Source organism: Cellulosilyticum sp. ST5 (genome assembly GCF_046529625.1).
Classification (GTDB): domain Bacteria; phylum Bacillota; class Clostridia; order Lachnospirales; family Cellulosilyticaceae; genus Cellulosilyticum; species Cellulosilyticum lentocellum.
This window is the reverse complement of the sequence record NZ_CP132338.1, coordinates 3476895-3491057: the sequence shown is the minus strand read 5'-3', so window position 1 is coordinate 3491057 and position 14163 is coordinate 3476895. Positions and strand designations below refer to the sequence as shown.

The following is a 14163-nucleotide window of genomic DNA, read 5'->3' as shown; positions in this document are numbered from 1 at the left end:
GCATGAAAATAATTGTTCACAGAGGAGCGAAACAAATTGGAGGGTGTGCCACAGAGATTAGTACAGAAAAGACGAGGGTTTTAATTGATTTTGGGATGCAACTACCTAATTTATATGGTGAAAATGCTAAAGATAATTTAAAGATAGAGGGAGTTAATAAAGGATTGAATAGATGTGATGCTATATTTTTCACGCATTATCATGGAGATCACATAGGGCTTATGTCAGAAGTAAATCCTGAAATTCCTATGTATATAGGAGCACTTGCTAAAGAGATTTATCTTTGCTTAAATAAGACACTTTATAAATCAGAGATTTCTATGATTGAGAAGCTCAATACCTATAGGCCGATAGTACCTATTAAAATTGGTGATTTATCTATCACTCCTATACCAACTGACCATTCAGCCTGTGACGCATACATGTTACTGATAGAAGGTGATGGAAAAAAAGTTTTACATACAGGAGATTTTAGATTACACGGTTTTACTAGAGAAAGGATATTAGCACATCTAGAAAAATATGTGGGAAAAGTAGATGTATTAATTACAGAAGGAACCTTATTTTCTAGAAATGATATGTCTATTTTATCAGAGTATGCTATTCAAGATGAATTAAAGCAAATTATAGAAGAAAATAAATATGTTTTTGTATTATGCTCCTCCACTAATATTGATCGATTAGCCATGCTACACAACAATACACCTCCAGGAAGGTATTTTATATGTGATGCTTATCAAAAGGAAGTATTTAATATTGTAGCTAAAGCTAGAGAGTCTAGTTATTATCAATTTAATAAAGCATTAACTTATGGGAGCAATTTGCCTATTAGAGAAAAGGGATTTGTCATGGCAGTACGATGTAATGAGTGGTTTAAGAAGATGATAGCAGAGTACAAGGATGAAGCTACATTAATATATTCAATGTGGATAGGATATGTTGGAGAGGGGGTAAAGGACACAAAGCTAAAAGAATTTATCGGGGATTATAAACAAAGTGGGCGCATGAGAGTACTTCATACAAGTGGACATGCAACTAAGGAAGCTATAGGAAAAGTCTGTGAAGTAGTTAAACCTCAACATATTATTCCTATTCATACTGAACAGCCTGAGGTAGCAAAGGAATTAGGTATGAATATCACTGTAAAGCTACTTAATGATGAGGAAGTATTTGAATTATAAATATTAAAGGGGATGAATAAAAATGAGTAATAATAAAAAATTGCAAAGAGGTTTAAATACAGATTTATTTAAGAAATTACAGGAAAATGATGAGCTTATTAAGTTGATTAAAGAGAAAGACCATTTTATGGGCATTAGAAATGATTATTTCAATATTTATTATAAAGGGTTAAGTCTTGGAAAATTTTATCTTGCAAATAAGCAATGGAAAGTAGAAGTTTCTAAAAAATACTTGGATAAATCAAATCAAGACACTAATAATAGTACTCGAAAATTAATGCTATCAGAATACCTAAAATATTATAAAACAGGACAATTACATAAAAAGATTGAGGAATATACAAAAAGTGAAAGGGTATGTCAACAACGAATCATTAATAATAACAACGCAGATTCTAAGTCAAATTATTTCTGCGTAGATATGGAATATGTTATGCAACGAGAAAACAGCCAAGAAAATAATTATGGAAGATTTGATATTATTGCAGTAGCCAAGAAACCTAATGAGAAAGGTGAACATGAGGTGAGCTTAATAGAACTTAAATTGGGAACAGGTGCAATGGGGGGAGTTTCTAAGAAGTTTAGAGAAGATTATACGGGAGGACATTGGAGTAGATTAGAGGAGTATGAATATAGCCTTGGAAGTGGTTTTTTAGGACATGTCGCTAACTATATAAGATATCTGCAAGAACCTAAAAGGTATAATAAGCTTCAAACTGAAATAATAGATATAATAAATCATTTTAAAGGACTAGGCTTAATGAATGAACATTGTTTTGAAGGATTAACAGCTAAAAAGCTAGCTATGCAGCCCGAGATAATTTTCTTAACATACACAGGAAATGAAAAGAAAGAAGAGGTTATTGAAACGGCTAAAAGATACTTATTTAAAAATGTAAAGGATTATTCTATATATAATGTTGAAACGATAACAGGATATGATCTTAGGAGGGAATTATCTATAGCAGGACAGAAATATAAATTTAGATTTTATTTTAGAGAGGGAAATGGAGAAGTAACGCAGCATATTTTAACTGAGAATGACCAAGATATGTTCAAATAATATAGCATCAAGAAAATTTTGTATAAAAGGGAAATAAGGACAGAGACTTAATGATAATGGGGATTCTGTGTGTGATAGCCACAAATATTTGAGATAGTTTCCTATCGTTAGAAAAAGTATAACTTCAAATGTTCTTTGTGTCTACAGGTGGAATTACAAAAGGGCATAACATTGTCAGTATTATGATATGTTATTTGATAAGAAAGATACACACTTAAAAAATTAGAACTATATGGATATATTAAAGCGATATTAGTGATGCAAAGTCTTTTAGAATGGAATCACTAGCAATATCGTATTAAAGATAATATGTAAGAGGATTAAGAATTAATATTATTAAAGTACAACAAAAAAGGAGAACGCCAAGTAGATGGATACACGGTGCTCTCCTTTTCTTTTGGCCCAGGATCTAGTTAAACCTCCCTATAACAATAGATTGAGACTTACCAGGCCCGGTCAGTTCCTCAGATTGAAGCTGTGATGATTCTGCTGTGGGAAGTTATTTGTTTTATCGTTACACCTTTATATACGTGGGTAAGAAGTGGAATCCCTAATAAAAAGTGGGAAAATTTTTGCTTACTTCCAAAAAGGCATTTGGGAGGGAAATGAGAGGTGCTAAAACCCATTAAAAAAGTTCGCCAAGTGCCTCTAAAAAATACTACAAAGTCACCCTTACGGACAGGCAATACCTCTCATTTCCACCAACGTTTTTCAGTAACAAAGCTAGAGCACTGATGTATTAATACTTCTAATATGAGATAAGTAAAAGTAGTTTTATTTATTATTCAATAGTCCATACTACAAGTAAAATGCGTAAATAGGATATATAAAAATAATCTTATTAATTTAAGAAAATAAGTTAGTAAGGTTATTTTTGTTATAAGTTGTACTTAAAACCTAGAAAATTGACTTACTGGGAATAAAATAGTATGATTGGGTATATAATTATGCCTAGAGAGGTGAGACATGAAACAGTTACACATAAAAATAAGTGATGATTTATATGAAGAAATTAAAGGTAATTCAATGGCAAGAGAGTGTACGATGCAATCGTATATTGTTGAGTGTCTAAAAAAAGATAAGGTAAATAAACTTAAGGATATACAAGAAGCACAAAAAGATTATAAATTTAAATTTATAGATTTATTTGCAGGAATAGGTGGGACACGCATTGGATTTGAGCGAGTAGGTGGAAAGTGCGTATTAACATCTGAATGGGACAAGTATTGTCAACAGACATATGAAGCAAATTATGGAGATAAACCAGTAGGAGATGTAAGAGAATTACAAGTTGAAAATATTCCTGAATATGACATTTTGGTAGGTGGCTTTCCATGTCAACCTTTTTCGCTAGCAGGAGTATCAAAAAAAAATAGCTTAGGAAGACCTACAGGTTTTTTAGATGAAACACAAGGTACATTGTTTTTTGAAGTAGCTAGAATTATTTCAGGAACTAGGCCAAAAGCCTTTTTATTAGAAAATGTTAAAAATCTAGTTAGTCATGATAAGAAAAGAACATTTACAACAGTAATAAATACATTAGAACAATTAAACTATAAGGTTTTTTATAAAATTATGAATGGTGCTGATTATGTTCCTCAACATAGAGAAAGAATTTTTATAGTAGGATTTGATAAAGAATACTTTACAGGTGATATTAATTTTGAGTTTCCCAGAAAAGTAAATTTAATACAACCTAAAGTTAAAGATATATTAGATAAAGAAGTTGATGAAAAGTATACTTTGTCAGATAAATTATGGAGTTATCTTCAAGCATATGCACAAAAGCATAAAGAAAAAGGAAATGGATTTGGATTTGGATTGGCAGAATTAGAAGGGACAAGCAGAACGCTAAGTGCTAGGTACCATAAAGATGGTTCTGAAATATTAATACCACAAGAAGGAAAGAATCCAAGAAGATTAACGCCAAGAGAATGTGCAAGGCTTATGGGATTTCCGGAAGACTTTAAAATAGTAGTATCGAATACACAAGCATATAAACAGTTTGGAAATTCTGTAGTAGTACCATTAATAGAAGATATTGCTAGAAAGATGATGATAACTTTAGATGAAGAAAAAGCAAGGCGATTATAAATCAGCCTTGCTTTTTACTATATTAATGAAGTCTTGAAGTGATAGGATTCTATTTTGATATTCAGGTGGAAAGGTCTTAATGTAAGGTCTTGGAACAACTAAGATGACATTACTGCTATACATTTCATTTAATTGATTTGAAGAAATACCTTGCTGTAATGTAAACAGATATTTAGTGGATATTTTATCTGCTTCATTTAATATTTGTCTCCAACGGTCTTTGCAAGTTGTTTTAGAAGCTAGATAAGTTAGTTTTTCAAGATTGTAATTTATAGAATGATAAGCACGTTCACTAGGAAAAATAAAATCAGGTTTTTTATTACCTTCTGTTTTGATTTGAGCACCAAATTCAATATTATTTTGGCTAAATATGTAGGCAAGATGATGCTCTAATGATTTTCCAGCACGACTTTTGCGTCTATTTAAGATAGTATTAGAACAAGAAATTAATTCATCTAGATTAGCAAAGGGTTTTGTAATATAGTCATTGTACCTATTATTTTCAAGAGCTTTAAATAGTTCATATTCCATATCAAGCCAAGCTAACAGTTCTGTATCAGGATGAGAATTTAGTAAGTTAGGGTTAGTTGAGTAATAAAGATCTCTTGATTTAGTTGCTAATTCAAGGGTTGAAGGAAAATCTTCAGCAAGATCTTGAATATAGATATCTATTACCCCATTTACAGTTAAAGAAGATGAAATTAGTTTATTAGTTTCAGTAGGTGTTATACCGATTGAAGAAAAGAAATATTCTATCTCATCGTCAGTATTTAAAACATAGCCTTTATAGGTATAGGAATCAAATTTTAGTAGTATTAGTAATGCTCCTACAAATTCATTTTTAAAATAAGGAAAACCTCTCCCGAAGGCAGTGATACGATATTCATTACGAGTACCACATCCATAATATTTACATTTACTCTCTGTAGTAATTCCATTTTGCCAAGTGATTGATACTGTTCTCTCACTATTTGTACCACGTAATTGAGGTTCATCAAAAAGAAGAGAATAAGAATTCTTTGGAATATAGGGGCCACATTGATGACCACCAGTTAAACCAGCATCGTTGGCAGAGATAAACTTACAGAATTGTAATTGTGATTCACTAAAGTCCTTTAATAAAGTGGTTAGAAGTTCATTCAATTTTAACACCCCCCTTAGTTAGGTTAATTATAACACAGGAACTCACAGCTAACATAGAGTTGTAATGGTGAATTAAAGTAGAAGTATATTCTAAACTAGAAAAATTATAGAAAACATTTCTAGAGTTTTTATATGGAATGAAAAAACTTATTTCGAGAATAAAATTAGTAAACCTAGAAAGCTATTAAGAAAATATCACAATGAGAAAAAGAACGAATCATAATATTATATAAGAGCCATCACCTCCTAATGAAATGGTGAAGGGCTTTAGATGAAAAAGGTAGCCTATTAAGACTTAATAAAAGAGATATAGGTATTTCATAGTACTTATTTGGCAAGAATAACATAACAAAAAGAAATGCGTTCACCAAGCATACGAATACATGATGAACGCATTTTTTTGTTGTCCCAGACTCTAGTTAAACTCCGTAGCTGCCTAAGTAAATTTTACTCTAAGGCATGACAATAGCTCCTCAGCACCTGCATACAGATAGAATGGTGCCTACGAAGACAGCTATGAAAGTTTAACCCATGAGTGAGGAGCTCCTTAAAGTCTTGGCCCGGACAGTCCTTGCTAGGAAGCCATGACCTTAAGACTCTGGATTGAAACTTTATTTAGTGTAAAAACTTATTTCAATAACCTATAAATTGAGCGCCTCCCTTTACACGAGCAATCAGTGAACATTTTCCTTAAGTCCAGAGGTACCTGTAACGACAGATTGAGACTTGGCTGACCCGGTCAGTTCCTCAGAATCTCGACGTGGTGATTCTGCTTCAGGAGATTATTTATTTTGCTTTTACACTTATATATATATGATGAGAAAGGCAACTCCCTAATTATTTTAAAAAATTTTTAAATGGCTTGTTAAGAATGTAGAAAATTGTTGCTATATTTTTAGATTGATTTTACAAAATAATATAAAGTATTCTATGAAACAACTATGATTAACTCATTTAAGATATAATAAAGATAATGAATTAATAAATACAGATAGGGGGCTAAAATGATTACATTACCAGCAGCATCAGAAATAGATGTAAGACGTTTCTCTAATATGCTAGATTACAGCACACAAAGTGCCAGCTATAAACCTCTATGGCTTATGGGAATATTGGAAGAAGTGAAAAAAGGGAATCAAAAGATAGATTTTAAAACCATTGGCTGTCATATGGTAAGTAAAGTTTGGTATCCTATTTTACACTGTAAACTCAGCTTTGGCTATCAAGATAGTTTGCCAAGTATTGTGACAAGTTTAGGTGAGAAGCTTGCACTAAAACCAGATGAAAAGGTGAATCACATTTTTAATACTTTAATGGCAATGGACGAGAAAGAGCTTCTGAAAGAGATAAAAGTGTTATTTGATATGGTACCTTATCGGTTATTATCGCCTTTTTATAGTGTGAAAGGAAATAGCTTTAATAAAACTATTAAAGAAATGACTGCCGAAGATCCCACTGCTTTTTATCAGTTTGTAGAAGGAGGCAAGACTATTTTTATAGGAGATGCTTGGTTTGAATATATGAATAGCAACCAAGTCATCATTGAAGCATGGATAGAGTATAGCATGATTTACTACTTGCAAAAGAAGAATCCTAATGTACCAGCTATCCCACTTAAGATTAAAGCGCCAGATAAAAGAGATTTAAATGATGCTACTAAACTTTGGAAGTATTATGGAACCCATAAACCTCTTAGGGATATTTATATTAATAAAACTTTTACTGATGAAACCATGGCCCAGTATGGCAACTTAAGCCTAGATCACTTTTTGCCCTGGAGCTTTGTACTGCATGATGAGGTGTGGAATCTTCTTCCGAGCTTCAAAAATATTAATAGTTCAAAAAGCAATGATTTACCTAGCTTAGAGGTTTATCTCAAGGACTATTGTAATTTACAATATGACCTTTTTAACTTTATTAGAGCATACCCTCATCAAGGAAAAAGCATTAAAGAAATGAAAAAGTTAATGGAGGATTACTTGCACATCATGCCAGCAGGCAATGACTTTGGTAACAAATCTAAAGAGATAGAGGAGCAAGAACGTGCTTGGCACCAAATAGGTGAAGATAAATTTAAAGACTGCCTAAGAGGAACTGTAGAGCCACTTTATCAGATTGCCTACAATCAAGGCTATGAGATTTGGATTTGTAAAGAGAAAGTAATATATGAAGAGCTAGCGTGTACGTTTGAGGACAGAGATATAGTGACTATTGCAGAAGAAGTAGAAAGTATTTATAAGAGTGAAAAACAGTAACAAATTATAGCAAGAACGATAAGTAGAGATTACTAAAAAGAAAAGTAAGTCATAGATAAAATAACACCAGAAGTTATAACGAAAGGAGATAAGGGTGAAAAAGACTCAAGATTTTTATAACCAAAATGCAACTGAATTCTTTGAAGGAACTGTTGCAGCAGATATGACGCAGAATTACACACTGTTTTTAGAATGCTTGCCTAAAGGGGCTAAGATACTAGATGCAGGATGTGGTTCTGGAAGAGATAGCTTAGCTTTTAAGAAATTAGGGTATGAGGTAACAGCGATTGATGGTAGTGAGGAACTTTGTAAATTAGCAAGTGAGTATATTGGACAAGAAGTGAAGCATATGCAGTTTCAAGAGTTAGATTTTGAAAATGAATTTGATGGCATATGGGCGTGTGCCACTTTGCTTCATATACCTAGGCGGAAATTACCAGAGGTAATTGAGAGATTAGTAAAGGCATTAAAAACAGATGGGGTTTTATATGCTTCTTTTAAATATGGGGTATTTCAAGGAGAGAGAAAAGGGCGCTATTTTTGTGATTTGACAGAAGAAAAGGCAGAAGAGTTATTCACGGCAGGTGGATTAAAAATAAAAAAATGTGGATAACAAGAGATGTCAGAGAAGGTCGTGGGGATGAAAAATGGATTAACATTATAATTAATAAACATGCTATAACGTAGAGTTATAGGAGTATAAATGTGTATAAGTAGTAAGAGTGTGAAATGGATTCAAAATTAGTCTTAAGAGGGAGGTATAATATGATAAGTGTAATAGATTTATTTTTAGATATTGGAGGACTTACAGGAGGATTTTAAGCGAGGTATATATCTACATATTAACCAATATCGTTGGAAAATAGTAAGGGAAGCAACTAGAATACAAACTTCTCTAGATGATTATATTGTGGAAGGCTCCAGGACAGCTCAATTTACACAAGTAAGAAATGCAGCACCACTATAGTTGGCTATATGTATAGCTAAAGCTGTAAAAAGTATCTTAGAGAAGTAAATATATACCGTTATTTACGAAGGAAACATATTTCTTGTAAAAGTAATTATGATGTTATTATAAAAGAATAATTAGATATAAAACTAAAAATAAGTGGAGGTTTATATGAGGTTAGAAGAGCTTACAAATAAGTATAAAAATAATTCCAAGTTAAGCAATGTAGATACAGAGGAATGTATAGCGCTTATTTCGCAGAAGTTTCTGGATAATGATGAGAATACCATGAAATATGTGTGTACATTGCCAGAACAGATGGGTGTGAAGGCATTTATGGATGCATATAAAAAGTGTAGTAATAAAGAGATAATCGTAAATAATATATGTAATTATAAAGAGTATGATGGTAAATCTCATGCATATAAACGGTTGGTAGTAATTATTAAGAAACTATTAATAACTAAAAGTGAACAAAAAGATATAAAAAAACTACTATATCAACTTAGTAAATTAGTTTATAAAAAAGAAGTAGTTTCACCAAAGCAAAGTATAAGTATATATAATGAAATAGTAAGGGATTGTAGTAAGTTATTATTTAATCTAAATAGTGAAAATTTAGAAACAGAAGAAATATATAATATATCAAAGATGATGACATATGTGATTTTTTGTAGGGACACAACAGAGATTGTTTCTAAGAATATCCAAGCCAATACATTGCAATGGCTTTTGTTTTTTAAGAAAGAAGTAAGTTTTAATGAAAAAGAAGACAACATGATAATTGAAAGTATAAGTAACTGGGATGAAGTAATTGTGAGAGAAATTCCTAATGAAGTAAGTGATGCTTATGGAAAATATTTTATTGAGGGGTACAAATTAAAACAAAAGAAGCAAAGGGGAGTTGGACAATCTTTACATAATGAAGTCACTGTAGTAAAACAAAATATCAAAGAAGAAATTCCTACTGATATGACTAAACTAGGGAATAAATTAGGAACAATAAGGAACTCATCGCAAGAAGAAAAAAGTATAAGCCAAATAAAAACCATACAATCTAAAGGTTTAGTAGAGAATTATCAGAAGGCTGTCGGTGATGAAAATGTTTTAGTTGAAATTAATACAGCTATGCACATTCTAAAGAAAAGTGCAATAACTATTCAAGCGCTAAAAGCAGAAAACTTAAGTAATAAACAAGGAATAGATAAATTAGATAAGAATCTCCAACAAAAGGACGAGTTAATTAGTGGTTTAAAAGAAAAGATAAGATATTTAGAGAACAAAATAAATGAAAAAGAGGACGAAAACCGATTAATTAGTTTAAAACTTCTAAAAAAAGAAGAACAATGCAAAGAGCTAAAAGAGAAAGTAGAAACTATTATAAAACTTGACTCGAATTCGCTAAATCACGAATTTGAAGCCTATAAAAATAAATTGGCTAGTATATTAAGAATGGAATATAAAGACTTTAAAGAAATACAAAATGAAGATATGTCTATGGATTTAGGGGAGAATTTAAGAGATCAATTAAATGAAGTGTTTAACAAACTAATGAAAAGTGATATTAAGTTGTAAATAGGGGGAGGGATCTAATGGAGAATAGTATCGAATATAGGTTTGGGATAGATTTTGGAACAACTAATAGTACAGTAGTATGTTTTTTGGAGATGGAAGAAGGAATAAGAAAAATAAAAATAGCAGATATCCATGATGGGCCTATCCCATCTATTATTGGGATTAATAAGAAAAACACGAGTGAAGTAGTGTATGGCAGAGAATTATGGGAACAGCGTCAGCAAATGTATGATGATTATGAGATTATTTCAAGAATTAAGGCTGATATTGACAAAGATAAAGTGTGGGTAATTAATGGAGAAAAGTTTACTCCTACTGACATTGCAAGTAAGTTATTTGATGCATTAAATGACAGGGTTGAAAAGACATTATCCGTAAGAATGAAGGAGGCAGTGGTTGCAGTCCCAGCAGGGTTTGCTGCTAAAAAGAGAGAAAGACTTCGTGAGGCAGCGAAGCGGGCAGGTATCCAAATTACATCTTTTATAAGTGAATCAACAGCAGCTATATTTAAAAACTACAAAGAAATAGGACATTATAAGAAAGTAGCCATATTTGATTGGGGTGGTGGCACCTTAGATGTATCAGTAGTAGAAAATAGCGGAGGGGCTATTAAGGAGTTAGGAATTCGCTCATTAGAATTAGGGGGAGAAAATATAGATGAAATTCTTACTCAAAAGATTCATGAAAGAATTTGTGATGCCCGAGAAAAATATATTTCATATGAGAAAGTAAGTGAAAAAGATAAGGATAAGTTAAGGGTAAGATGTGAAGAAGCAAAAAGGCGTCTTTCAGACGATGATATTGTATCTATTCAATTAAATTCATATAGTATATTTGGAGTAATTAGAGAAAAAATGTCTTATGAATGGTTTAGTGAATTAGTCAACTTCCCAATAAAGGCTGCTATCGATACTTTTAATAAGGCACTTCAATTGGCAGAGGTAGACATAAGTGAATTGGGCTGCATTTTAATGGTAGGGGGAACTAGTAAACTAAGGCCTTTGCAGGAAAAACTAGCTGAAGTTTGGAAAGATATTAATGTTATTTATCCCTATGATCCAGAATGGGACATCGCATTTGGGGCTGCGAAGCTAAGTAAATATCCAGGCAAGACAGTTTTAAATCAGAACTTAGGTTTATTACTTTCAGATGACAGTATTATGGATATTTTGAAGGTTGGGGATGAGATTCCTACACAAGTAAAGGAATATCAATTAGCACTCGTAGAAGACTCAAAAAGTGCTAATTTTGTATTTGTAGAAAAACAAAACAACTTTGTAGAATATAAAAATATAGGAAATGTAGTTGTAAGAGCATTTGGTTTTTTCCAAGAAGAATTTGTTGTTAAGGCGCAAGTTAATGGAGATGGGATTTTTAAATGTAGTATTAAGAGTAGTCAACGAGATGAAATATTTAGGCAAAAAATAGAGTATGCAGATCTGAAGTATATTTATCACCTTCCCTTAGAAGAGGAGGACAAGTATGAATAAGTCAAATGTAAGGATAAAATCAAATATTTATACAATTAACAAAGATAAATATTCTGATTTTGTATTTTTTGGTAAGGTAAGAGGGGCAAAGGCAATAAAGGCATTGGCAATACCAGCTACCTCAGATTATAGTGGGAATGAATTACAAAAACAGCAAATAAAAAAGAGTATACCTTGTGCTATACTTTCAAGACATAGGGATGAGATTACAAACGGAATTGTAAAGAAGGGAAATGAATTCGTTTGGGAAGATCGTTGTGACTTCACAAAATGTCCTTGCCCATGCACGGAATATGCTAAAGATAAAAGTATAGGAGATTATAAAGTACCTAGAGTTATAACATTAAAAAGAAGTGAGAAGCAGGAGAAAATAGAGAATAATAAACCGTCATTATTAAATACATATGACGAACCTGAAATATCAGAATCAATTAGTACAATAAAGGAAATAAGAAAAGAAGTAGTAATTGTGTCTCGCACAAATGATGTAATTGTACATAATGAGAATTCAATTGAAAATATAGTTGGTAGAGAATTAAGTAGTAGTAGAGATACGCTCGCAGTAACTGCTGATACCTGTGTTAAGAATAATATAGGAGCTTTTAAGTCTATAGAACAAGAAGAGATAATTAAAGCCCCTGCAGATAAGTCATTTCTTATAGATGCACCACCAGGAACAGGCAAGACATACTCTCTTATAGAAAAAGTAAAATATCTGATTAACGAAGAAAAAATTGATCCACAAGAGATATTGGTTTTGAGCTTCTCAAGGGCTGCAGTTAAGGAAATAAGAGGACGTGTATTTACTGATAGCGATGATGAATTAATTTACGTACAAGATGGTATTCGTACAATAGATTCATTTGCAACATTACTTCTAGAGACATATAAACAAGAATTAGGAATTGATGAGGTAAAAGGAACATATGATGAACGGATTATACTTAGTACGGCACTGATGAATAAATGTTCGGATATAAGTGAGCATATAAGTTACTTCATTGTAGATGAAATTCAAGATGCTATTGGTATAAGAGGAGAATTTTTACTAGAACTACTTAAAAATTTAAATTGTGGTTTTACCTTTTTCGGTGATATATATCAGAGTATAAATGGATATCAACTGAAGAATGGTGTTCAAAAGGACCATAGTTTAACTAGTATAAACTTTAGAACAGAAGTAATTAATAGATACAAAGATAAGTTAGTAACTGGTGAATTTTTAAAGAACTATAGACAATGTGAAAGTTTAGCAATGAGTAGCAATAGTTTTAGAGGACATCTTAAAGCCAATGATGCAAATAAGTGTAGAAGCTTAATGGATACATTATCAGAAGATGATAATAATTGCATAGGTGATATGGAAGATTTTGTAGGCGATATTAATAATACATATTGCTTTCTATGTAGACGAAATATTGAGGCATTAAAGGTATCTAAATATTTAAGAGTTAGTAATATTAAGCATAATCTTTTAATACCGCAGGATAAAAGTTTACTACCAGAATGGCTTGCAAGGGTATTGGCAGGATATAGGACAAGTTCTATTAATAGGAGACAGTTTGTAGAATTACTTAATAATACAAATGAACAAGATAAGGCAGATTATTATTATGATATTTTACTAAGATTTATGGATTTAGATAGAGAAGTCATAAGAATAGATGAGTTATTGTTAAGGCTTAGCCTTGAAGCATATAAATTTAATTTTTTATATCAAGAAGAACAAGAAGAATCAAATGTTACAGTATCTACGATTCACAAAGCCAAAGGAAGAGAATTTGATGTTGTAATTATGAATAGGCAAGGTATAAAAAATGGTATGAGGGAAAATGAAGATGAAGAGTGTTCAGAAGAGCTACGTATTTTTTATGTTGGAATGACAAGACCTAAGAAAAAATTGTATTTTCATACCACTGATATTAAGATGCCTAGGTGGAAGAAGGGAAATCGAGAGCGCATTGTTAGAAAAAATCGTAATAGATTTGAGCTTCGTGAGCTTGAGATGAAGTGTAGTAATGATGTTAATATTGAATCATTTGTAGGTGAGCATATAGCAGCAATTTCAGGGGAAAGTGTACAGCAGCTTCAAGAGTATATTAAAAATAGCATAAATAAGGATGATGAATTAACATTAAGAAAATATCTTGAGAATGGTGATATTACATATCTTATTTACCATAATTCCCACGTAATAGGACAAGTGTCAGATGAATTTATGAGTGATTTACAAGCAATATTGCATGATACATATCGAGAAGAGGATATAAAGAAATATTACCCTAAAGCATTTAAAGATGTTTTTGTAAGACAGAAGGCTAGCTACATAAAACTAGAGGGAGTTGGAGAATATAAAATATGGGTAGGTATATCTATGGTTGGAATTGCTAGGATTGATAATTATTAGGGGGGT

At 31.7% G+C, this 14163-nt stretch carries 10 protein-coding genes; 9 read left to right on the top strand and 1 reads right to left on the bottom strand.

The window, feature by feature from the left end; all coding sequences use genetic code 11:
* Positions 1-2: 2 nt before the first annotated feature.
* From QTL86_RS16900 to dcm, 3 genes are all read left to right on the top strand, one after another.
* Entirely contained in the window at positions 3-1181 is a 1179-nt protein-coding gene (locus QTL86_RS16900; RefSeq protein ID WP_410495535.1) for an MBL fold metallo-hydrolase, read from the top strand.
* Between the two features lie 22 nt (positions 1182-1203).
* Entirely contained in the window at positions 1204-2244 is a 1041-nt protein-coding gene (locus QTL86_RS16895) for a hypothetical protein (RefSeq protein WP_410495534.1), read from the top strand.
* A 966-nt stretch (positions 2245-3210) separates the two neighbouring features.
* Complete coding sequence (gene dcm, locus QTL86_RS16890; RefSeq protein WP_410495533.1) at positions 3211-4338, top strand: DNA (cytosine-5-)-methyltransferase; 1128 nt, start codon at positions 3211-3213, stop codon at positions 4336-4338.
* Here the strand turns inward: dcm and QTL86_RS16885 are convergent.
* Entirely contained in the window at positions 4333-5481 is a 1149-nt protein-coding gene (locus tag QTL86_RS16885; RefSeq protein WP_410495532.1) for a type II restriction endonuclease, read from the bottom strand. The genes dcm and QTL86_RS16885 overlap by 6 nt on opposite strands.
* 1004 nt (positions 5482-6485) lie before the next feature.
* Here QTL86_RS16885 and QTL86_RS16880 point away from each other — a divergent pair.
* The 6 genes from QTL86_RS16880 to QTL86_RS16855 all read left to right on the top strand — a co-directional run bounded on the left by QTL86_RS16880 (position 6486) and on the right by QTL86_RS16855 (position 14157).
* A complete protein-coding gene (locus QTL86_RS16880; protein ID WP_410495531.1) occupies positions 6486-7736 on the top strand; it encodes an HNH endonuclease domain-containing protein in 1251 nt (416 codons plus the stop codon).
* Between the two features lie 94 nt (positions 7737-7830).
* Positions 7831-8349: a class I SAM-dependent methyltransferase gene (locus tag QTL86_RS16875; protein ID WP_410495530.1), complete on the top strand. Its 519-nt coding sequence runs from the start codon at positions 7831-7833 to the stop codon at positions 8347-8349.
* 183 nt (positions 8350-8532) lie between these two features.
* Positions 8533-8703 carry a hypothetical protein gene (locus QTL86_RS16870; RefSeq protein WP_410495529.1) on the top strand — a complete coding sequence of 57 codons (171 nt, stop codon included), beginning with the start codon at positions 8533-8535 and terminating at the stop codon, positions 8701-8703.
* Between the two features lie 153 nt (positions 8704-8856).
* On the top strand, positions 8857-10260 hold the full coding sequence (locus tag QTL86_RS16865; RefSeq protein ID WP_410495528.1) for a hypothetical protein: 1404 nt from the start codon (positions 8857-8859) through the stop codon (positions 10258-10260).
* Positions 10261-10277: 17 nt separating this feature from the next.
* Positions 10278-11750 (top strand): Hsp70 family protein, encoded by a 1473-nt coding sequence (locus tag QTL86_RS16860; protein ID WP_410495527.1) that lies wholly within the window; start codon positions 10278-10280, stop codon positions 11748-11750.
* Positions 11743-14157: a UvrD-helicase domain-containing protein gene (locus QTL86_RS16855; protein WP_410495526.1), complete on the top strand. Its 2415-nt coding sequence runs from the start codon at positions 11743-11745 to the stop codon at positions 14155-14157. The genes QTL86_RS16860 and QTL86_RS16855 overlap by 8 nt, the downstream gene beginning before the upstream one ends.
* Positions 14158-14163 lie beyond the last annotated feature (6 nt).

What these genes read in the sequence shown, in the direction of transcription:
- QTL86_RS16865 (WP_410495528.1), top strand. Translation starts at nt 8,857, where the DNA reads ATGAGGTTAGAAGAGCTTACAAATAAGTATAAAAATAATTCCAAGTTA.
- QTL86_RS16855 (WP_410495526.1), top strand. Translation starts at nt 11,743, where the DNA reads ATGAATAAGTCAAATGTAAGGATAAAATCAAATATTTATACAATTAAC.
- dcm (WP_410495533.1), top strand. Translation starts at nt 3,211, where the DNA reads ATGAAACAGTTACACATAAAAATAAGTGATGATTTATATGAAGAAATT.
- QTL86_RS16895 (WP_410495534.1), top strand. Translation starts at nt 1,204, where the DNA reads ATGAGTAATAATAAAAAATTGCAAAGAGGTTTAAATACAGATTTATTT.
- QTL86_RS16900 (WP_410495535.1), top strand. Translation starts at nt 3, where the DNA reads ATGAAAATAATTGTTCACAGAGGAGCGAAACAAATTGGAGGGTGTGCC.
- QTL86_RS16880 (WP_410495531.1), top strand. Translation starts at nt 6,486, where the DNA reads ATGATTACATTACCAGCAGCATCAGAAATAGATGTAAGACGTTTCTCT.
- QTL86_RS16860 (WP_410495527.1), top strand. Translation starts at nt 10,278, where the DNA reads ATGGAGAATAGTATCGAATATAGGTTTGGGATAGATTTTGGAACAACT.